This is a genomic window from Kastovskya adunca (genome assembly GCF_059505785.1).
In genome coordinates this window covers 24,945-44,430 of sequence record NZ_JCACLG010000009.1, presented here as the reverse complement: position 1 = coordinate 44,430, position 19,486 = coordinate 24,945, and the positions used below count along the sequence as shown (strand labels likewise).

The window sequence follows — 19,486 nt, the reverse complement described above, 5'->3', positions numbered from 1 at the left end:
TGACACTTCGACAAGTGACACGCACCCATGTTCCCTTTTTCGCCAGAACGCGATATTCTTCTCTTGTGTGAGGAGTGAAAAGGAAAAAGCGCTTGGGGTCGAAACACGGCAAGACTCCCAGGCGCTTTTTCTCATTAGTAGATGTGACAGTTAATTTACCTGATCTAAGAATCAGCGATCGCCACTGATATCGTCTCTAGCGAGATCCGCGATCGTTTATGGTTAAGACCGTAGGACTGGGTGTAGGTTGTTTCCCTTTCCCCAACTGGCAGCAACGATGAGTAATCCTTGCGGGTGCGGAAGTGGCTCACCCTCTATGCGCCAAGTCCTAACTGTGTCAAACCCTAAAGGAGCTTTGATGAGTAAACCCTTAGATACCACTCTCTCTCTGGAAATAGCCAAACAAATTAATAGCAAGCGAAACAACAGCTTTGACAACGCCTACAAAGCCGCCTTGCTGATGCAAGGGGCTACCTATGTACAAGGCTTTCTTGTCCGTAACATCAGACCCTATGTACCCATTGAGCATAGCTGGATTGAGCTTGAGGAGAGCCTTGTTGACCCAACTTCCCTCCGCCAAGAAGAAAACATCCCGGAACTTTATTACTTTCCGGCACAACGCCTCAGTGTTAAAAAACTCAAAGCTGCTATCGAAGAAGCTAAAGAAGACTATCCCGACGACCCACCACTTCCCGTCTACGGTGCAGCTCCCTATGAATATTACGGCGACTTGATGTTGGGTGGAGAAGATTACCAAGGCGCTTACAACGCAGCATTAGCCAAATGTAAAGAGTTGCAAAACACTAATCACTAAGCCAGCGAATATTTAGAACTGAATGTTGAGCGCTGCTGACAGTTTAAGAAATGATGAAACTCACAACTATTAATTGCGCTTAGCCGCTTTCAAAAAGGCAAAGAAGATAAACTCATCTTTTTTGCCTTTACTTTTTTACTTCCATCTTCTTTAACGGTGGGCGTAGATTCCTGGCGCGTAAGCCTCTATAACCTTGCCTGTACGAGAACAATTAATCATTAAATAATCGCACTGAGGACACTGAGTTTGGGTCAAGTTAGTAGCAAGGGAATAGTGTCTTTCCGCTTTACTTCCACAATTTGGACAACAGATTACTTGCTTTACGATCATTTTAAGATCCCTGGTTTTACTAATTTATTAAAAAGTAGATGAAAATTAGAGTTTGCACAGCTGATTACTACTAATTCCCTCAAAAAGTCAATTAAGTAATTCATTTCTAGCTGTCTTAAATTGACTGCGCTCTTAATCATCTCATTGTTCATTATCATAGCAAGTTTACTTGTTGGCAACTTGAATTTAGCAATAATTTACTATTGTTCTGAAATAAAAACGGCTACAGATAGGGTTGATCCGCACAAATCCCTTACCGTTTTGCGTTGATCTACCTCATCTCCCCTAGATACCAGGTCGTGACTATAAATTAATAAAGTTTTTGTAAAAAGTCTAATGTTAGGGTTAAAAATAGTATTTGCCTTCGCTTAGATACGATCCCCATAGTAACTATTTTTAAGGTTTACTTAAGTTTTAGCTTCTGTCGCTAGTTAGATCAATGAGGGAAAAATTAATCAAAAAAAAGCTGCCAGGTTAGAGCTACAGTAATAGCAATTCCGGCGGGGATGTTGATTGATGACGGGTTTACTCACCGATAAGGGCGGTACAGGCAGAGGCGTAACTCCCCTGATTCTGCTGTAGATGTTATGTATATGTATACTTTCTACTCCTGCAAACGGCTACTGCGATCGCTCCATCAGGAAGTTCCAGCTTAGTGGCGTTGAGCTAGCACTGTGCTAGGATCGCGCGGGGGATTAGGCAGCCTTTTGACGTTAACCAAAAATATTCTTATGGTAGTGATGATCGCTTTGATGCGATCGCGCTTTGTGAGATGCCCACCGCCAAAAATCATAGTAACTTCGCCGCTTAATGTATGAGTCAAAAAATTGTCGGGATGATTAGTAGCTATCAGGGACTCAATCAAAGCGATTGGCTATGGCAACAAACTCCTCATCCCTTTGGTGCTTGGGGCAATATTCAAATGCAGGCAAAAGCCTCCAAGCCGGACTTTATGCTTTTATACAATTTTCATGATTTTCCCAGCCCCTCTCCAAAAAAGGCTGGCTTATTTTTTAATCAAAAACGGGAACAAAGCCGCTACGAAGAGGAAATACAAGCCCTACAAACTAAACTTGGAGGCGTTGCCAAAGAACGCGTAATATTTCTTTTGCGAGAGCCACCCCTGGATGAGGTTGTTGAAACTAATATTAAGTTTTATAAAAAAGCGCAGCCATTTTGCGGGTATATTTCTGGCCCAGATGACTATGCCCCAACTCCAAACTATATGCCAGCAATTTGGTACCATGCCAACTCATTTCGAGAGCTAAATGAGATGGAGCCACCTCCAAAGGTAAAACGCTGTAGTTGGGTGACGTCGGGGATTAGCCGTACTGCTAACCATCGTCAGCGTTTGGGATTTTTGCAGTTGCTGCAATCCCAGGGATTGGAGTTCGATTTGTACGGTCGTGGCTTACCTGAAAATACTCACCCATGTGGCGAATTGAAGAACAAATGGTATGGGATGGCTCCCTACTACTACAACTTGGCAATTGAAAATTATGCTGATAATGATTGGTATGTGAGCGAAAAGCTCTGGGATTCTCTCCTGGCTTGGTGCTTGCCAATTTACCACGGCGGTTCGGCGGCAGATAAGCTGTTACCCCCCGGCAGCTTCTTGAGGTTACCGAGTTTAGATGAAAAAGGGCTGGCGTATATTCAGGAAGTGACCGCTACCCCAGATGCGTGGTACGAGGCAAAAGACGCGATCGCAGAAGCTAGGCAAGTCATTCTGCATAAACTAAATCTACTGGAATGGCTTTCAGAATTTGTGAAAGATTTTTCCTAAGTTTCTGGGCGTCTTTGTTGAGTTATGTTCAGTACAACTTCGTTTGAGGTACCTAATTGAACGAGAGAGTTAAGTGAACGGTAGCCTTCAAAGCTTGAGCTTAGGACTAGTAACAGGTGCATTAGCAAAAAATCCCGAACTAGTAGGAGTCACTGGAGAACCTGATGGTAGATGGTATTTATATCCTCGCAAATGACGTTGTTTACGAACAGCTAGTGGCTTTGCTCAACAGCTTGCAAGTCAACGCCGGGAAAGATTTTCCAGTTTGTGTTATTCCTTACGATGACCGCCTGGAGAAAGTTCGCCAGGAAATTCAAACGAGAAGTAATGTTACTCTTTTTGAGGATACAGACGCGATCGCTCGTTGGGAAAACTTTGCTACCCAAATCTGGCAAACTCATCCCTCAGCCCTGAAAAGCTGGCAACAGCAAGGGGTCAATGGCGTCTATCGCCTGGGTATGCATCGACGGTTTTGTGCCTTTGATGGGCCTTTTGATCGATTCATTTACTTGGATGCTGATATTCTAGTGATGAATTCACTAGAGCCATTTTTTGAACAGCTCAATAATCATGACTGGGTTGTCTATGACTTTCAATATAAAGACTTAAGTCATGTCTATAACTCTCAATCTCAGCAGCTATTCAAAATATTTGAGCAAGAAAGAATCGATAAGGAAATATTTTGTGCCGGACTTTATGCCTCCAAAAAGGGGATTTTTGATGAAGATCGTTGCCAGTGGCTACTAACTCAACTCAGAGCTAATGAAGCAGACGTTTTATATATGCGAGCCCCTGATCAAACGATTCTCAACTACTTAGTGATGCGTTCTAGGCTTTCTAGTTATAATTTTTCTCAGCATTTGCCAGAAAGTGAAAGAACAGGGTGTTGTGTAACTTCTCCCCACTTTCAAGAACAAAATCATCTCCTTTATGACCAAGGAACGCAATTAACCTATCTGCACTACATTGGTTTATCGTCTAAGCTGTTTGAGCAACTTTGTCAGGGAGAAAATATTGACTTTCCCTATCGGGAAGTATTCTTGCATTACCGCTATCTCCACGAACCGGAAAAGCGTCCGGAATTTACAACTAAACCCAAGGCTTACAATCAGCCTGCTAGTTTAACGACCAAAGTATTGCGAAAGTTAGGATTAACTCGTTGAGTATTTATATATGAGTCGCGGCATTTATATTATTGCGAATGATAAGGTGACGGAACAGGCGATCGCATTGCTCGAAAGCATTCGTCTGTATGACGCTGATACCCCAGTTGTCATGATTCCTTATGACGATAACTATCAAGAGATTGCTAAGGTTCTAAATGAATCCTATGGTGTCACCGTCTACGACGACTTAGAATTTATTGACCGTTTATCCAAGCAACTACAACAGATATTTGGGGAGAAATTCTTTGCTCGTCCCAATCAATTTCGCAAACAAGCTTGCTGGTTCGGGCCATTTGATGAATTTATTTACATCGATACGGATATCGTTGTATTTGAAAAAATTGCCGATACTCTCAATTATTTAGAAAATGCTGATTTTATTTGCTGTGATTATCAGCATTCTCAAGGAATTACCAACGTCTTTACTCCTAAGGCTTTAGAAGACAAAGTTTTTAATGAAGAGGATTTAAAAGATATTTTCAACGGCGGTTTTTGGGGTTCCAAGAAACAGCTAATTTCTGAAGAAACTTTGTACGAAACCTTTAGAGAATGTGCTGCCCATCCTGAGTATTTTGATTTCTCTCAAAAAACCTCAGACCAGCCGATTGTTAACTACATGATTTTGAAGAAAATACCCCGTCGGTTTAATATTGTACGCCGACTAGGTGGAGCGCCGGGAAATTGGGCAGGCAGTAAGCATTTCCAAGTCCAAGGCAATAGGTTGAGCGACCCAAACCTCAATCAACCGCTGCAATACTTGCACTGGGCAGGTATTCGGATTGAACCGGGATGTCCCTATTGGGAAATTTGGGAACATTACCGCTATCTCAACTCTCCTAAACCGCCGCAAGTCGCCTCAACCAAAAAGTCAAAAACTTTATGGCAACAGCTCAAAGATAAAATCAAGAGTTTTTCCTAATTCAAAAGCGACTGCATGTAAAGTTTCACGCTGTCATCTCCCAGGCGGCTTGGAAAAAATCTCGCTCACACAGCATCGCATAACGGTAAGTTGATTTGACAGCCTCAGTCATCTTAGCGTAGCGATCGCTGAGACTTTCCAAAGTTTGCGCTAGTTGCTCAAATTCTGGACTGCTATAGGTGCCAATCCAGTCAACATAATCATGGTCTGGCAATGTTTCTGTCGCCAGTTGTTGTCCTAAAAAAGCATAAAGACGCAGACAAGGTGTCATCGCCGCCGCAACCAAACCCACATCACTTCCCCAGGCGGTAGCTAGTAAAAAATCAGTGTAGCGACGCGTGGCGGGTGCGGGTTCTACGACGCGCAAGTCCACTCCCCAATCAGCGGCGTAGCCTTCATGTAAGCGAAGTTCTTCTAATACGCCAGTGGTGAGGGTATGGAATGCATTAAATCCTTCCCAGTCTGGCGATTTGACCGCCGCTAGGCTATAAGCACGAGCAAATGCTTCTAAAAAAAAGGCATCTTGACCGACATAGTAAGTAAATCGCTGTCGGTCAAGGGTGCCGCGAGCTACACCCTGTACAAAAGGATTGTCAAGACAGGCTTGTGCCAAATCTTGATTTAAGTTCCACAAGTCTTTGCTAAGAGTCATGCAGTGCGTTCTAACGAGGCAACTGACTTACAGTGTTACTTATGATAGCGGGAAGCTGCACACCTGATGAGATAGGGGTCGCATAGGACCAGCTGAATTCCAAGAACAAGCACAGTGAGAAGGTGATCTTGGCAGCGAGTAGTATTCTTGTGGGCATCGTACACTCCCCATTCGCAGCTAAACTACGGGTTGATTCCCGTGTCTTTACTTTCTGCGATTTCTACCTAATCACGGATGATCAAAATCCCTAAAGGTGAGTGACAAAGTTCATTGTTATAAAGTGATAAAAGTCACAGACAATTATGCTAGCTCGAATGCGCTGTTTGACCAGAGATAAAGGGATACAAGCCCCGTCCTTCGACAGGCTCAGGAACAACTTCTAGGACGGATTTACCATTTGCTAGGATAGAGATAAGTCGCCATAGGGCATTGGGAGACTTTAAACGAACGTCGAGGGATGGTCAGACTATTTCGATAGCACAACCCAATGAAGCGTTAAGGAATCCTCTCTCCTTCAGGAAGAGGAGGTATGTCAATTAAAACAGTAATCGCAGCAGAACTGAGCCAATTGACCCCAGGAAGTTGCCGAAGTTGGAACCGCCACCTTGTCCTCGCTGGGCAGCGTTGCGGGCGAGTTCCATACCTTTGAGGAAGTTTTGTGCGGATTGGATGCCAACAGCGTTGTTTTGATTAGTGAAGAATTGCTCCGCGATTTGGGCATCTTGGGTTGCTCCCCTAGAATCGCCGAGGCGGTAGCGGGCAATTCCCCGCGCCAAGTAGGCTGGGGCGAAGTTAGGATCAAGGTTCAGTGATTGATTGTAGTAGGCGATCGCTGATTGATAATTTCCTCTCTCAGCCTCACCTACTCCCCAACTGTAGAACTGCTCAGGAGTCCCCGCATTGCTAGGAATGCCCAGCGCTCCCTGCACATAAGTCATGGTCAAGTCAACCCCAGCTAAGTTGGCATTAAATAGGTAAGCCTCTCTCAAATCAGCCCCCATCAGATTTGCCCCCGTCAGATTTGCCCCTGTCAGATTTGCTCCATTGAGGGACGCACCAGCGAGATTTGCGCCACTGAGGTCAGCACCACTGAGGTTTGCACGACTGAGATTGGCACGACTCAAGTTACTACCAGTAAGCTGCGCTCCCGACAAGTCAGTGACCACTAAGCCTGCATTACTCAAATCACAATTAACACATTGCTTAGTAGAAAGTAGTTGTTGGGTATGTTGAAGATTCTCTGCTCTGGCGGGAACTACAAGACTAGTAGCTGTAAGCAGAGTAGCCGTGGCAATTAATGGGAGTTTCATAGGTTTTGTACCATCACAAGAGCGAAGGGGCGATCGCATCAGTTTATTGAGCATTTAACCCAAATACCGACATTTTGCTTTTTTCAGAATAGCTAGTGCCAGGTAAACGGGTTGATGCCCAGATTATCCTGTCAAAATCTATCTGCCAATGCTTATCCCCACAATAAAGTGAATCTAAGGGAACTGAGCCTTTAAAAACCACAAAAAAACTGATTCACCAGAAGCATTCCGCTCAAGCTGCCAAACATTCGCCAGTAACACCCATTGCTCTTAAGACTCAGCAACTGTACAAAAAAGCCGCGCTAAGATCTTAGTAGATTGGCTCTCTACAGGCATATCCACTTTTTTTATGAACTTTTTTACTCACCTTCTACATCTGGTCGGAGCGAGTGCCGTTGCTTACTACACTGCTAGTAGCATCCGCGATCCCAAAACCCGCCCAAATGTCCTAGCGGGTTTCCAGTTAGCAGAGTCCGGTTCCGTTCCCTTCCTAAGCGCCCTTAGCGATCGCGCCGCAGCGGAAGGAGATGTCTGGCTAGCAGAAAAACTGGCTCGTCATGCTGCCGATGAAGAGCGTCATGGTCAAATCTTTGGTCATGCCCTCAAACAGATTAACAAGCAAGTAATTGATTTCAAAAACTTGCCCAAAACCAATAAAGACGGCAAACCCAACGAGCGCCGACGTAGCCCCTTCTTTGAAGCTTATTTTGAAGGCTATTCCCAAGAAGACTTCAAGCCAGAAAATATCGATTGGCTTGTCTTCATGGGGAGCACCTATATTCTGGAACTAGATGCTAGCAAAGACTTTGCACGGATGGCGAATGTCTTGCCAGAAGACGAACCAACCAGCCGCAACCTCAAAAAAGGCATGTTCAGCATCGCCCAAGATGAGACTGGACATGCTGCGTACCTGCGAGAAGCGATGGAACGCCGCTTATCTGCTGATGCGGTACAAACGTTAATTGATCAGTGGCGTACTCGCAAGGTGAATGCAATGCTGGCAATGATGACGAACCTCATCCAGAAAAGCGGACAGACTCCTTCTCTGGTACAGGATGGCGTTCCGGCAGAAATGTCCGAGGGCGTTGCAGAGGAACCGCAGTTAACAGCAGCTTAAGGCAGTTAACGCCGAAAATTTAGAACCTTTAGAGACGTAGGATGTCACGTCTCTAAAACCTGTAATTAGAACTATGGCAATTAGGCTTTGACGCTGCGTTGGAGCATCCACTGGGTAACATTAGGGACAAGGCGATGAGCAAGAGTTGGTACGGCAGCAGCACCAACTACCACTTCCGCTTGGGGGTGCTTTACCATATTCCAGATCGCTTGAGCAACATCTTCGGGTGAGCTAGCGATCGCGTTTTCTTGTATTTGCACCATCTGGTTGTGTCGTTCTTGCACTTCCCGGTCATCTTTACCAATAAACTTGGTTCGCTCTAAAAAGTTACTCTTTGTAAGACCGGGATGCACGCCACAAACTTGAATACCTTTGGGTTCTAGTTCCAAACGCAGGCTTTCAGTTAGTCCAGTAACGGCATACTTAGTGGTGCAGTAGGGTGTCATGTAAGGCAGAGGCATTTTGCCGCCAAATGACCCAACGTTAATGATAGTGCCCTTCCCTTGTGCCAAAAACTGAGGTAGTAGCGTCTTGATGGTGTAGATATACGCCCAGAGGTTAACTTCAATAATTTGTTGCCAATCTTCTATAGATGTTTCCTCAAAAGGCCCTTGCATACAGATGCCAGCATTATTAACTAGGACATCAATATGACCAAAGGCAGCAAGCGTCCTTTCAACTAATGCTTGTACGGCTTCTAGCTTGCTGACATCGGTGGGGACAGCTAACACGGCTTGACCAAAAGCCCGTACTTCCTGTGCTGTCGCGTCGAGAGTTTCAGGGTTTCTGGCAGCGAGAACGACATCATAACCGTTTTTGGCAAATAACAGTGCCGTCGCTTTCCCGATACCTTGGGAAGCACCAGTAATCAGTACAGTGGAAGCCATGGGTTTTAGGACGGTAAGTTTACATTTCCTTAGCTTTAGTGTCTGAGATTTGGGCTAAAAAATCTTCTGGCTTGGGGACTAATTCTTTGTTTAGGCAAACACCTAACGTGATCGAAACTCCACAACATCTTGCTTAATCAAAATATCGTAGTTACCAAAGAAATCTTGTCCTAGTAGTCCCACATCTAGCTCAGGACCACTAATTGCCACACGAACATCCTTGGCAACGGCACCATTAATTGCCACTGACTTGACTCTACCAACCCGAAATTTGACTCCCTTGTTGCTGGCTGTATCGGCAGTGATTTCGCCGTCAGTGACGATACCGAGTTGATTTGCCATTTTTTGAGTGATGACGGTGCCACTCGCTCCAGTATCTAACACCATCTCAAAGGATTGCTCCCCATTAAACATGACATCAACGACTGGAGTGCGACCCGCGCGACGTTTGATGGGGGCAGTGAAGACGCTAGGATTGGTTGCAGTTTGTAACGCTGTTGTTTCTGGGGTTTCGTTCGTTGCTTCGGGAGAGGGGCTAGTGGGGATCAAGACAGTGCCAGGAGCGATCGCCACAGATGTTTTTGGTACCGGAGCTGGCAAGGGGCGGTTTGAGCGGTCTTGAGCAATGCGTAAATTGCGCTGGTATTCAGCAATTTTGGCTTGGGCAGACGTACTCAATGTGCTCTTTTCTGGTATTTCCTGCAACAGCTCAATTGCCTGCTGCCAGCGTAGTATGACTAAACCCCAATCATCGCCAGACTGAGCAGATTGAGCGATGCTGGCGGCGCTGAAACCTGCATCCAATGCCTGCTGATACGCCTCCTCCGGTGGAAGTGTGGGGGCATTCTCTGGGGCAGAAATCGGTTCTGGTTGAGACGGAGGCGGCACTACTTCAGTCTCTTGAGGAGCAGTAGCGGTGGGCGGCGGCGATTGTAGAGAACGCCAGAATGAATCGATGCGGCTACAGGCAACATTCATTACAGCCAAGTTGCCTGAGAGTAACAAAATTGTGGCACGGGAGAAAAAAGGCTTCACAAGCGGCTACGGTAGTTGCTGTTTTGGTCAACTGGTTTTAAAAAAAGCGAGCTAGAGCAAGAGATTGATCGTAGCAATCCTAAATCAACATTTCCGGATACAGATATGTTATGAAAGTCACTTCAGCTTGAGTTGAGTCGTGAGAAAATTACAATACACTAGACGGGAAGTAATAGGCTGTAGTAGACCGCAAGGCATTTAACGACTCGTTTTCGCCCTCTGCATCTTTTGCCTTGAACAACTTTTCTAGCGACTCAAATCATCAACAACATCATAACGAACGACTGACTATGCCTGATCCCGCATCATTAAATGCTGCTCTGCTTGTGCTTGCCGACGGAACAACTTATAAAGGCTGGTCTTTCGGAGCGGCTGGCACTGCTATTGGCGAGGTCGTGTTCAACACGGCAATGACTGGCTATCAGGAAGTGGCGACAGATCCTAGTTACTGTGGTCAGCTTGTCACGTTTACGTATCCCGAATTGGGCAATACGGGTGTCAATCCTGATGATGACGAATCGACTCATCCCCAAATTCGGGGAATGATTGCCCGCAATATCTGCTGGCGTCCGAGCAGTTGGCGAGCCACTCAGTCTCTCCCTGACTACCTCAAAGCCCACAATATTCCTGGAATTTACGGCATTGATACCCGTGCTCTTACCCGGAAGCTGCGCTCAATTGGGGCAATGAATGGCGGGATTTCTACAGAAATTCTGGATGAAGCGGAGTTGTTAAAAAAGGTACAAGCCTCTCCCAGTATGGCAGGATTGAACCTGGTTCAAGAGGTCACAACTAAGTCAGTCTATGAATGGTCTGACCCAACACAAGAGATTTGGGAGTTCGGCCCCGTTGCCGATGCCAACAACGGCGAAACCTTTACCGTGGTTGTGATTGACTTTGGCATCAAGCGCAATATCCTCCGCCGTCTAGCCAGCTATGGTTGTCGAGCGATCGTTGTTCCCGCTGATACCTCACCGGAGGAAATCCTTAAGTACAATCCCGATGGCATTTTCTTGTCTAATGGGCCTGGCGATCCCGCTGCTGTTAGCGACGGAATTGCCACAACAAAAGCACTTTTGGAGCGTCAGCAACCCATATTCGGAATTTGCATGGGACATCAAATTCTGGGGCTTTCACTAGGCGGCGAAACCTATAAGCTCAAGTTTGGGCATCGGGGTTTAAATCAGCCAGCTGGATTGAGTCAGCGGGTGGAAATTACTAGTCAAAACCACGGCTTTTCCATTGATCCCGAAACGTTAGATAAAGAGGTGGTGGAAATCACCCATCTCAATCTCAATGACCAAACTGTTGCCGGGTTGCGTCACAAAACTTTGCCGTTCTTCTCGGTGCAGTACCACCCAGAGGCAAGTCCTGGTCCCCACGATGCAGACTATCTATTTGAGCAGTTTGTACAGTCGATGCGATCGCATCGTCAAGCCAACACTCAATCGGAAAGTGTGAAGTAAGGGGATTGGTGAAGCGGCAAGAAAAATTAAGATTTCTAACTGCCTGTTATTCAAAAGCGATCGCTCAACACCAGTACGAATGAATAAGTAACTCAATCTCTTACTTTTATCTACTGAAAACTTTTCTCAACTCTAGTACCAGGCGGCGAGGCTCTATGCTTGAGATTACCAATATAGAGAGTTCTCAGCCGTCTGGCAAAAAACCTTGAAAAAAACTGCTGATTACTTTAAATTGAACGAGAAATTATCGATATACTATAGCTCTGATATTTGTAAGCTAGAGCTAGGAGGACGTTATTCCTGAAGCACTAACCCTGACCGTTAGTTTAAGAGGAACTCGCGAAGTTAGGGAAAATTGCCAGCTTTTCCGACTCACAGGACTGTTGGATGCTTTTTCAGAAGCCACATTCCGCAAGGTGATCGGTAAATGTATTGAAGAGGGACCCGCCAACATTATCTTGGATCTCTCTAAAATCGACTTTGTCGATAGCTCCGGTTTGGGTGCTTTAGTACAGCTAGTGAAAAAGGCGCAAACTTCAGACGGGAGCTTGCAAATTGTCACAAATCCCCGCGTCACTCAGACAGTCAAGCTGGTTCGCTTGGAGCAATTTCTCTCCTTGCAACCTTCCATTGACGTTGCCTTGGAGAGCATCAAGAGCAGTTGATAACGCTGAGTATCAACTGAGCTATCCGGTTCCTTATAGCCGGATAGCCTATTTTTTGAGTGTTGAAAAACAGGGAAGAGGAAGGGTGAAGGGTGAAGTATGAAGGGTGAAGGGTGAAGGATGAATGGAAAAAGGGTTACTGGCTATTGACTAGTTGCCGCTTTGCTGATTCACTGTTTCCCTCGTCCTTTTTTTAAATCAGTCAGCGGGGATTGCTAAGTAAAAAAATATCCTTGTAGGGGCGGGTTTAGCGAATAAATTAGAGGCACAAGCCATTAACTTCCTTAGAAAACCTGCCCTTACCCATGTAGGTATTGAGATAATTTATTTTTTGGAAGTCCTAGCGCTAGAATCTAAACGTTGAGGTCGGGCGAAGTTTTGACATCACAGGAGGAGCAGCCTTCAAATTTCTTAGAAATAGACCATCCGCAATCATGGATAGTAGGGCGGATTACAGAATTTGCTGCCAAACCTGCTCAGAATGAGTTAAAGCACGTTCAACAACTCTCACCCGCGTCTCTGGCGTATTTAGGGGACGCTGTTTACGAACTTTACATCCGTAGTTACTATTTACTACCCCCTCGACGAGTTTCTGATTATCATCATCAAGTAGTGGCGCAGGTTCGCGCTGAAAGTCAAGCCGCCCAGTTGCGATCGCTAACTCCCCATCTCACCGCTCCTGAACTGGAAATTTTGCGGCGGGGACGCAATGCCGCAACAGGACGCCCCCGCCGCCTCGATCCAGAAATCTATCAACAAGCGACTAGTTTAGAAACCTTGTTTGGGTATTTATACCTTACTGATCCCCAACGCTTGGCTCAATTGCTGACACATCTAAAACTTGAAACCATTTAAGTAATTATTCCCTTTAAACCTATGACTGACGATCAAAACCGTCGCTCTCCAGCTCCCAGAAAGCTCAGAAGCGGCAAGCCCTTTCGTAATGGCAACGATTCAAAACGACGTTACTCTCGTGACGAACAACCAGAGCGATCGCCTAGAGATGCTGCTCCCAAGCGTCGCTATTCCGATAGTAAAGAAAGTCCAAAACCGCGCTTCTCCTCAGGTGAGAGATCCGATCGCCGCTTCTCCTCAAAAGAAAAGCCTAAACAACGCTTCTCCTCAGGCGAGAAATCCGATCGCCCCAAGCAACGCCCCGTGAAGTTACATCATGGGAAGCCATCTTTTAAGCGGGGAGAACGTGACTTCAACCGACATGAACAAGACGAACGCCCAGCAAGAGCGGCGCGTCAATATTCGACAAGCGATCACCCGTTAGATGAGGACTCTCCCAATGAGGCGGAAGAAACTGACCTGATCTATGGGCGTTATCCTGTCTTAGCTGCTCTAGAAAATCAGCGTCAGCTCAATCGCTTGTGGATTCTTCCCCACTTGCGCCACGATTCCCGTTTTTATTCATTGCTCCTTCAGGCGAAGAGTAACGGCACCGTAATTGATGAAGTGTCACCAAAACGCCTCAACCAAATTACCCAAGGAGCCAATCATCAGGGTGTCGCGGCACAAGTCGCCCCCTATGACTACAAAGAATTGACTGAGTTGATTGCTCAATCCAAAGCCGCTACCGAGCAACCTGTCTTAGTCGTCGCTGATGGCATCACCGATCCCCACAACTTAGGGGCGATCGTTCGTACCGCTGAAGCCTTGGGCGCTCAGGGTTTGGTTATCCCTCAACGTCGCGCCGTTGGTGTCACCTCAACCGTGATGAAAGTTGCCGCCGGGGCCCTAGAAACCTTTCCCATTGCCAGAGTGGTCAATCTGAGCCGTGCTTTAGAGGAACTCAAAGAAGCAGGATTCTGGATTTATGGCACAACGGCTAATTCCGGTAAGCTCCTACATACTGTTAAGTTGTCAGGCCCGATAGTATTAGTGGTTGGTTCCGAAGGTGATGGATTGAGTCTGCTGACTCAGCGCCACTGCGACGTTCTCGTTTCTATCCCGCTTCAGGGAAAAACGCCCAGCTTGAATGCGTCAGTTGCCACCTCAATGGCTTTGTATGAAACGTTTCGTCAGCGTTGGTCTACAACTCTCTACTTAGGGAGTCTGCCTAAAGATACGTTGAAAAAAGAAATATGACGGAGTATAACAAAGTATAAACTAAACCCAGAACTAGAAGACTCAGTGAGATTCGTAAAAGCAGGCAAAAAGTAATGAAAGAGTTGTTAATCCAGATTCTCTCCTTCTTCGGACGGGCTTATTGGGTGGAGATTGTTACTGAAACCCCTCGGTGTACCTACTACTTTGGGCCTTTTGTCAGCGAACAAGAGGCTCGTACGGCTCAGACTGGGTACATCGAAGACTTGCAAAATGAAGGTGCCCAAGGAATGTCCGTTGCGGTTAAGCGCTGCAAACCTACGAAGCTAACGATTTTTGACGAATCGGGGGAGCGGTCTGACCGTGAGACAACTCCCACTCTCAGCGGTCAACCTTCATAAGTACTGGGAGGTTCTATAGACGAGTTCTGTGCTGACGCCACAACCTCTGGGTTGAGGGTAAGCCACTGGTCAATGTCGCTGAGTACCTGATCGGGAATTTCCCAAGGAAATAAGTGCGCCGTATTGGGGTAGCACTTCCAGTCACAGTTCTTGAGGTGTTGAGCCGTTTCTCGACTAGAATCCGCTGTGATATGGCGATCGGCGGCTCCCGCTAACATCAGCGTCGGGCACTCAATTCGCTCTAAGTCTTCTAAGCGGTTATATCCTGAGCGTAAGGCAACCGAAAGCGCTTGTGTAGCCGCCTTGGAGGTTTGTAAATAAGCAGACAGGGCATCATCAGCAAGGTACTGGTAAGCAGTAGCGGTGTGTTGTTGGATGAGGTAACGGTAGAGCGATCGCTTCCCAAATGCCTCAATATTCCACCCCCATCCCGGCTGCACTCGATTCAAAATCGAGGCAATGCCAGTATAAATGTTGTCTTGTAGACTAATCGGGGGATGGCTACCTCTTGGTCGCGCCGCTGTTGCCACTAAAATCAGACCCGTGACCCTTTCAGGACATCTCAGGGCTAATTCCATCGCCAAAATTCCCCCCAGCGACCATCCCAGCACCAGACACTTCTCGATCCCAAAGCGATCTAAGAGGGCTTCGAGATCGCTTAGGTGGTCAATCATTTGAAACTCAGCCGTTACTCGACTGCTACCGTATCCCCGTAAGTCCGGCGCGAAGGTTTGAAAGCGCTTTGATAAATGGCTGGTAAAAACCGATAAGCTTTGCCCAGAACCCGGATGTCCGTGCAAGCAGAGAATCGGGAAACCTTTTCCCCGAACGTGTACGTTGAGATTAATGGCTTGGGGAAGGTTAGGCGTTGCTCGTATTTCTGACATTATTCAGTACAGTCAAGACAGGATGGAGAGGGCTTCTAGACGATCCTATCCTGACGTAGAAGCAGCCGTTGTGTCGGCTGCTTTTTTTGTGGAACTGACGCGGGTGTAAGGGGGGTTTTATTTATTTTGTGCATGGGATAGGAGCTACACAGTTATCTATTCTTTTGTACATCCTCGTTAAAGCGCCCCGGTTGACTCTGTGCTGAGGATTAGTTCTTTTGCAAAAACGATTGCCTTGGTGCGTCAAAGAGAGGAAGGTATCAAGCTGCGGCTCAACTCACCTGTGCTTCCTGTTGGATGTAGAGGCAATAGTAACGACCGCGTAATTCCATTAATTCCTCATGGGTGCCTTGCTCAACCACGCTGCCACGATCCATAACGACGATCGCATCGGCGTGACGAATTGTACCGAGTCGGTGGGTAATAAAAAAGACGGTACGTCCCCGGAAATGTTCAGCAAGATTTAGATATGGGTGCTGCGAGGTGAAACACAGATTTACATCGTTCAGGAAACTGGAATTGAAGAAGCGCTCGCCAAAGTCAAGACTCAGCATCCTCAAGAAACAGAAAAATTGGAAGTCATTACAGTCGGAGGCATTTTGGCACCCGATCAGGTGATCTCCACATCTACTTATCGCTATGCAGCCACCTCCTAAAAAATTGCTGGATCAGGTGCGGGATGTTATTCGTCTCAAGCACTACGCCTACCGCACTGAAGAAACCTACGTGCAATAGATTCGTCGCTACATCCTGTTTCACAATAAGCGCCATCCCAGGGATATGGGCAAATCTGAAATCGAAGCATTTCTCACCCATCTAGCGGTTGAGGGACAGGTCTCCGCTTCAACCCAAAATCAAGCCCTCAGTGCCTTGCTGTTTCTCTATCGGGAAGTGCTCAATCTGGAAATGTATTGATGCTGTTCGAGCAAAACGACCTCAGTATGTGCCAACAGTGTTGACCACACGCGATCGCCTAACTCACCTGTGCTTCCTGTTGGATGTAGAGGCAATAGTAACGACCGCGTAATTCCATTAATTCCTCATGGGTGCCTTGCTCAACCACGCTGCCACGATCCATAACGACGATCGCATCGGCGTGACGAATTGTACCGAGTCGGTGGGTAATAAAAAAGACGGTACGTCCCCGGAAATGTTCAGCAAGATTTAAACAGACTTGCCGTTCTGTATCGTAGTCCAAGGCACTGGTCGCTTCGTCCAAGACCAGCAGACGGGGATTTTGCAAAATTGTGCGGGCGATCGCGATTCGTTGCCGTTGTCCCCCGGAGAGCGCTGAACCCCTCTCCCCAACGCGAGTATTGTAGCCACTAGGCAAACTCATAATAAAGTCATGCGCCACGGCAACCTTGGCCGCCTCAATGATTTCCTCTGAAGTCGCATCCGGTTGAGTCAGGGCAATGTTATCTTGAACGCTGCCGTCAAATAACAGCGTATCTTGGGGAACCACCCCAATTTGCTGCCGCAGGGAATACAGTTCCACCTTGCTGATGTCGTAGTCATCAATTAAGATTCGCCCTGTATTGGCTTCGTACAGTCGGGGGATGAGTTTAGTTAAGGTACTTTTACCAGAACCACTCAAACCAACAACACCGATAAATATCCCGGCGGGAAAGTCTAGATTGATGCGGTCTAACTGAGGCGCAGTATTGGGATTGTACTGAAAGCAGACATTGTCGTATCGTACAGCCCCTTGGATGACGGGCATGGGGATATTTTTGCGGTCTTCCTCTGTAGCTTCCTGAGGACTATCAACGATATCGCTCAAGCGTTCTAGAGATAGGGCAGTTTCCTGGAAGTTTTGCCACAACTGTACCAAGCGCAGTAAGGGACTGGTGACGTAGCTGGCAATGATCCGGAAGGCGATTAATTGTCCTAAACTCAACTCGCCTTGGAGTACCAGATATGCGCCCACCCACAACACCAGCAAACCAGAGAGTTTGTTGAGGAAACTACTGGTAGAACTTGCCGTGGTGTTGGTTAAAACCGTTTGAAAACCTGCCGTGACATAGCGAGAATAACGTTCTTGCCAGTACCAGCGCGATCGCAATTCAATATTTTGTGCCTTCACGGTTTGGATACCGGAAAGCACTTCCACTAAATAGGATTGCGTTTGGGCATTGCGTTCCGCCTTAACACGCAACTGTCGCCGCACAATCGGAGACACAATAATAGTTAACAGCGCAAAAGCAGGAACGGTTGCTAATGCTACCAACGTCAGTTGCCAGCTATAAATCAGCATGACAACGATGTAGATCACCGAAAAAATGGCATCTAACACCACCGTTAACGCCGTACCTGTTAAAAACGAGCGGATGTTTTCCAGTTCATTAATCCGCGTTGCTAGTTCCCCAACCGGGCGACGTTCAAAATAGCGCAGCGGTAAACGCAGCAAATGGTCGATGATTTCCGAACCCAGAGCTAGGTCAATGCGATTGGTGGTATCAACAAATAAATAAGTTCGCAGACTCGTTAAAAGCGCTTCAAAGATTGCTACAACTACCAGGAAAATACCTAGAACATGCAGCGTGTCTAAGCTGTTTTGCGTCAACACCGTGTCGATAATTACTTGAATCATTAACGGGTTGGCGAGTCCAAAAAGCTGGACAAAAAAGGAAGCAATGAAAACTTCCAACAGAACTTTGCGGTAGCGAATTAGGGAAGGAATAAACCAGCGCAAGCTAAATTTTTGCTTGGGCGTTTCTTTCGTCGGTTTGAGGAGCAATACCTCCCCGCTATCGCCCCAAGCTTCGATGAAATCAGCAGGTTTCCGGCGAGAAATTCCGGTTTCAGGGCTACCCAATACTAATTCGCGATCGCTACTTTCGTAGACAATGGCAAAACTATCCCGCCAGCGAATCATTGCGGGTGTAGGGAGGCGTGTGATCACCGCAGCCGGGACGGTGACGAGTTGAGCATTTAACCCCATCAACTCCGCGACCCCACCACAAAGTTGTAGGGATGGGCTACCACTACGTTCCAACTGATTGCTGATAATGCGCCGAATTACTTCCTTACGGAAGGGCAAATTCAGGTGTTGGCTGAGCATTTGAAAGCAGGCGAGGGTGGCATTGAGGGTGCCTCGTCCGCGAACGTGGGGGTATTTCTGATGTTTGTTGTTGCTTTGCTGTCTGTAGGGGAGGGAGGGTTCTGGGGCGTAGGGAATATCGTCTATCGAATCGTTATCCGGGGATGGGAAAGCATCTTGCCCTGCCCTTAGTGCTAATGAATCTTGATGAAGTAGTCCCAGATCAGATAGTAGGAAGCCAACAATCCTGGCGGGAGTTTGATCGATAACTTCAACAACAGGAGAATTTACCTCCTCTAAACGACTGCCCTTGGGGTGATTGAGCAGGATTCCACCTCCACTGACTAGCCATAGGCGATCGCTATCTAGTTCTTGGAGGCGATTTTTGCCAGTGGAAAGATAGCGCACTACCGCATTGGGTTGCGCCTGCAACGCTAATTGCTTCAAATCTTGAGTAGCATTTGCCTGTCGTTGCAGTTGTGCGCCTAAAAGTTCAAAGGCTTCCACAACAGAACAGCGATCGCGGATTTCTTTTGTCCAGGATGGTTCTTCCTCTAACAGTGTCAAAAAATCCGCAGCCGGAAGGGTCAGACAGATCGTTTCTATAGAAGCGATCGCCGTTTCGCAAGGAAATCCCCGCACCAAACCTACCCAACCCACCATCTCTCCCGGTTGCAACAGTTTTAAAGTAACAGGGACTTGCGTGCGGGGGTCATGCCCCAAAAGACGACCTTGCCCTTCGTAAATGATCGCCACCTGGGTAACCAGTTGCTCCCGCATCACAATCCCTTGCCCCATGCGGTAACGTAAAAGCTGAAACTTCTGCGCCAATTGGGTCAATCGTTCAGGAGGTAAGCGATCGAAGGGATAAACAGTCGCCAGAAAGCTTTGAATGTTGGTTTTGGTGTAGGTCATAAATTCAGTAATTAGCCCTTCCCTGATTTATCAGTGAAATC

Annotated in this window: 20 protein-coding genes and 2 pseudogenes; 11 read left to right on the top strand and 11 right to left on the bottom strand. The window is 46.8% G+C overall.

Going from position 1 to position 19,486, the window contains the following annotated elements:
- Nucleotides 1-164: 164 nt before the first annotated feature.
- Nucleotides 165-311 carry a hypothetical protein gene (locus tag AC5JR3_RS02635; protein ID WP_495842766.1) on the bottom strand — a complete coding sequence of 49 codons (147 nt, stop codon included), beginning with the start codon at nucleotides 309-311 and terminating at the stop codon, nucleotides 165-167.
- A gap of 47 nt (nucleotides 312-358) precedes the next feature.
- Here AC5JR3_RS02635 and AC5JR3_RS02630 point away from each other — a divergent pair, with 47 nt between their 5' ends.
- The gene (locus tag AC5JR3_RS02630; protein WP_495842764.1) at nucleotides 359-814 is read left to right on the top strand and encodes a hypothetical protein; all 456 of its coding nucleotides are present in this window, start codon (nucleotides 359-361) and stop codon (nucleotides 812-814) included.
- A 150-nt stretch (nucleotides 815-964) separates the two neighbouring features.
- On the opposite strand, the gene AC5JR3_RS02625 is transcribed toward AC5JR3_RS02630, so the two are convergent.
- Together AC5JR3_RS02625 and AC5JR3_RS02620 are read right to left on the bottom strand one after the other, a co-directional pair.
- Nucleotides 965-1,144 carry a replication restart DNA helicase PriA gene (locus AC5JR3_RS02625; RefSeq protein ID WP_495842762.1) on the bottom strand — a complete coding sequence of 60 codons (180 nt, stop codon included), beginning with the start codon at nucleotides 1,142-1,144 and terminating at the stop codon, nucleotides 965-967.
- A 652-nt stretch (nucleotides 1,145-1,796) separates the two neighbouring features.
- Complete coding sequence (locus AC5JR3_RS02620) at nucleotides 1,797-1,967, bottom strand: hypothetical protein (RefSeq protein WP_495842760.1); 171 nt, start codon at nucleotides 1,965-1,967, stop codon at nucleotides 1,797-1,799.
- Here AC5JR3_RS02620 and AC5JR3_RS02615 point away from each other — a divergent pair.
- The 3 genes from AC5JR3_RS02615 (at nucleotide 1,959) to AC5JR3_RS02605 (ending at nucleotide 5,015) form a co-directional block, all read left to right on the top strand.
- Entirely contained in the window at nucleotides 1,959-2,930 is a 972-nt protein-coding gene (locus AC5JR3_RS02615; RefSeq protein WP_495842758.1) for a glycosyltransferase family 10 domain-containing protein, read from the top strand. The two genes, AC5JR3_RS02620 and AC5JR3_RS02615, sit on opposite strands and share 9 nt — an antisense overlap.
- A gap of 164 nt (nucleotides 2,931-3,094) precedes the next feature.
- Nucleotides 3,095-4,093, top strand: coding sequence for an Npun_R2821/Npun_R2822 family protein (locus AC5JR3_RS02610; protein ID WP_495842757.1), 999 nt, complete (start codon nucleotides 3,095-3,097; stop codon nucleotides 4,091-4,093).
- 10 nt (nucleotides 4,094-4,103) lie between these two features.
- On the top strand, nucleotides 4,104-5,015 hold the full coding sequence (locus tag AC5JR3_RS02605; protein WP_495842755.1) for an Npun_R2821/Npun_R2822 family protein: 912 nt from the start codon (nucleotides 4,104-4,106) through the stop codon (nucleotides 5,013-5,015).
- A 25-nt stretch (nucleotides 5,016-5,040) separates the two neighbouring features.
- Here AC5JR3_RS02605 and AC5JR3_RS02600 read toward each other — a convergent pair whose 3' ends face one another.
- The 3 genes from AC5JR3_RS02600 to AC5JR3_RS02590 all read right to left on the bottom strand — a co-directional run bounded on the left by AC5JR3_RS02600 (nucleotide 5,041) and on the right by AC5JR3_RS02590 (nucleotide 6,977).
- Complete coding sequence (locus AC5JR3_RS02600; protein ID WP_495842754.1) at nucleotides 5,041-5,667, bottom strand: TenA family protein; 627 nt, start codon at nucleotides 5,665-5,667, stop codon at nucleotides 5,041-5,043.
- A 10-nt stretch (nucleotides 5,668-5,677) separates the two neighbouring features.
- Nucleotides 5,678-5,824, bottom strand: a complete 147-nt coding sequence (locus tag AC5JR3_RS02595; protein WP_495842751.1) for a QAALIT motif small membrane protein — start codon at nucleotides 5,822-5,824, stop codon at nucleotides 5,678-5,680.
- Nucleotides 5,825-6,203: 379 nt separating this feature from the next.
- The gene (locus tag AC5JR3_RS02590; protein WP_495842749.1) at nucleotides 6,204-6,977 is read right to left on the bottom strand and encodes a pentapeptide repeat-containing protein; all 774 of its coding nucleotides are present in this window, start codon (nucleotides 6,975-6,977) and stop codon (nucleotides 6,204-6,206) included.
- A gap of 349 nt (nucleotides 6,978-7,326) precedes the next feature.
- On the opposite strand from AC5JR3_RS02590, the gene AC5JR3_RS02585 reads away from it, so the two are divergent.
- Nucleotides 7,327-8,094 carry a ferritin-like domain-containing protein gene (locus AC5JR3_RS02585; RefSeq protein ID WP_495842747.1) on the top strand — a complete coding sequence of 256 codons (768 nt, stop codon included), beginning with the start codon at nucleotides 7,327-7,329 and terminating at the stop codon, nucleotides 8,092-8,094.
- An 80-nt stretch (nucleotides 8,095-8,174) separates the two neighbouring features.
- On the opposite strand, the gene AC5JR3_RS02580 is transcribed toward AC5JR3_RS02585, so the two are convergent.
- Nucleotides 8,175-8,981, bottom strand: coding sequence for an SDR family NAD(P)-dependent oxidoreductase (locus AC5JR3_RS02580; RefSeq protein ID WP_495842745.1), 807 nt, complete (start codon nucleotides 8,979-8,981; stop codon nucleotides 8,175-8,177).
- A 102-nt stretch (nucleotides 8,982-9,083) separates the two neighbouring features.
- The gene (locus AC5JR3_RS02575; RefSeq protein WP_495842743.1) at nucleotides 9,084-10,016 is read right to left on the bottom strand and encodes a retropepsin-like aspartic protease family protein; all 933 of its coding nucleotides are present in this window, start codon (nucleotides 10,014-10,016) and stop codon (nucleotides 9,084-9,086) included.
- Between the two features lie 290 nt (nucleotides 10,017-10,306).
- Here AC5JR3_RS02575 and carA point away from each other — a divergent pair, with 290 nt between their 5' ends.
- From carA to AC5JR3_RS02550, 5 genes are all read left to right on the top strand, one after another.
- Nucleotides 10,307-11,482, top strand: a complete 1,176-nt coding sequence (gene carA, locus AC5JR3_RS02570; RefSeq protein WP_495842741.1) for a glutamine-hydrolyzing carbamoyl-phosphate synthase small subunit — start codon at nucleotides 10,307-10,309, stop codon at nucleotides 11,480-11,482.
- Between the two features lie 296 nt (nucleotides 11,483-11,778).
- Entirely contained in the window at nucleotides 11,779-12,147 is a 369-nt protein-coding gene (locus tag AC5JR3_RS02565) for an STAS domain-containing protein (protein ID WP_495842846.1), read from the top strand.
- A gap of 450 nt (nucleotides 12,148-12,597) precedes the next feature.
- Nucleotides 12,598-13,002 carry a Mini-ribonuclease 3 gene (locus tag AC5JR3_RS02560; protein ID WP_495842844.1) on the top strand — a complete coding sequence of 135 codons (405 nt, stop codon included), beginning with the start codon at nucleotides 12,598-12,600 and terminating at the stop codon, nucleotides 13,000-13,002.
- 21 nt (nucleotides 13,003-13,023) lie between these two features.
- Complete coding sequence (gene rlmB, locus AC5JR3_RS02555; RefSeq protein WP_495842740.1) at nucleotides 13,024-14,241, top strand: 23S rRNA (guanosine(2251)-2'-O)-methyltransferase RlmB; 1,218 nt, start codon at nucleotides 13,024-13,026, stop codon at nucleotides 14,239-14,241.
- A gap of 74 nt (nucleotides 14,242-14,315) precedes the next feature.
- Nucleotides 14,316-14,600, top strand: a complete 285-nt coding sequence (locus tag AC5JR3_RS02550; RefSeq protein ID WP_495842738.1) for a DUF1816 domain-containing protein — start codon at nucleotides 14,316-14,318, stop codon at nucleotides 14,598-14,600.
- Here AC5JR3_RS02550 and AC5JR3_RS02545 read toward each other — a convergent pair.
- Complete coding sequence (locus AC5JR3_RS02545; RefSeq protein ID WP_495842737.1) at nucleotides 14,588-15,487, bottom strand: alpha/beta fold hydrolase; 900 nt, start codon at nucleotides 15,485-15,487, stop codon at nucleotides 14,588-14,590. The two genes, AC5JR3_RS02550 and AC5JR3_RS02545, sit on opposite strands and share 13 nt — an antisense overlap.
- Nucleotides 15,488-15,759: 272 nt before the next feature.
- Nucleotides 15,760-15,954: pseudogene (locus AC5JR3_RS02540) on the bottom strand (ATP-binding protein); the annotation flags it as partial.
- 172 nt (nucleotides 15,955-16,126) lie between these two features.
- Here AC5JR3_RS02540 and AC5JR3_RS02535 point away from each other — a divergent pair.
- Nucleotides 16,127-16,457 (top strand): annotated as a pseudogene (locus tag AC5JR3_RS02535) (phage integrase N-terminal SAM-like domain-containing protein); the annotation flags it as partial.
- A gap of 3 nt (nucleotides 16,458-16,460) precedes the next feature.
- On the opposite strand, the gene AC5JR3_RS02530 reads toward AC5JR3_RS02535, so the two are convergent.
- Nucleotides 16,461-19,445, bottom strand: coding sequence for a peptidase domain-containing ABC transporter (locus AC5JR3_RS02530; RefSeq protein WP_495842735.1), 2,985 nt, complete (start codon nucleotides 19,443-19,445; stop codon nucleotides 16,461-16,463).
- Nucleotides 19,446-19,486: the final 41 nt, after the last annotated feature.

Bases quoted from the DNA above. Each gene is read 5' to 3' on its own strand.
- rlmB (WP_495842740.1), top strand. From the start codon at position 13,024: ATGACTGACGATCAAAACCGTCGCTCTCCAGCTCCCAGAAAGCTCAGA.
- AC5JR3_RS02625 (WP_495842762.1), bottom strand. From the start codon at position 1,144: ATGATCGTAAAGCAAGTAATCTGTTGTCCAAATTGTGGAAGTAAAGCG.
- AC5JR3_RS02590 (WP_495842749.1), bottom strand. From the start codon at position 6,977: ATGAAACTCCCATTAATTGCCACGGCTACTCTGCTTACAGCTACTAGT.
- AC5JR3_RS02630 (WP_495842764.1), top strand. From the start codon at position 359: ATGAGTAAACCCTTAGATACCACTCTCTCTCTGGAAATAGCCAAACAA.
- AC5JR3_RS02545 (WP_495842737.1), bottom strand. From the start codon at position 15,487: ATGTCAGAAATACGAGCAACGCCTAACCTTCCCCAAGCCATTAATCTC.
- AC5JR3_RS02605 (WP_495842755.1), top strand. From the start codon at position 4,104: ATGAGTCGCGGCATTTATATTATTGCGAATGATAAGGTGACGGAACAG.
- AC5JR3_RS02615 (WP_495842758.1), top strand. From the start codon at position 1,959: ATGAGTCAAAAAATTGTCGGGATGATTAGTAGCTATCAGGGACTCAAT.
- AC5JR3_RS02580 (WP_495842745.1), bottom strand. From the start codon at position 8,981: ATGGCTTCCACTGTACTGATTACTGGTGCTTCCCAAGGTATCGGGAAA.
- carA (WP_495842741.1), top strand. From the start codon at position 10,307: ATGCCTGATCCCGCATCATTAAATGCTGCTCTGCTTGTGCTTGCCGAC.
- AC5JR3_RS02600 (WP_495842754.1), bottom strand. From the start codon at position 5,667: ATGACTCTTAGCAAAGACTTGTGGAACTTAAATCAAGATTTGGCACAA.
- AC5JR3_RS02595 (WP_495842751.1), bottom strand. From the start codon at position 5,824: ATGCCCACAAGAATACTACTCGCTGCCAAGATCACCTTCTCACTGTGC.
- AC5JR3_RS02585 (WP_495842747.1), top strand. From the start codon at position 7,327: ATGAACTTTTTTACTCACCTTCTACATCTGGTCGGAGCGAGTGCCGTT.
- AC5JR3_RS02610 (WP_495842757.1), top strand. From the start codon at position 3,095: ATGGTAGATGGTATTTATATCCTCGCAAATGACGTTGTTTACGAACAG.
- AC5JR3_RS02530 (WP_495842735.1), bottom strand. From the start codon at position 19,445: ATGACCTACACCAAAACCAACATTCAAAGCTTTCTGGCGACTGTTTAT.
- AC5JR3_RS02550 (WP_495842738.1), top strand. From the start codon at position 14,316: ATGAAAGAGTTGTTAATCCAGATTCTCTCCTTCTTCGGACGGGCTTAT.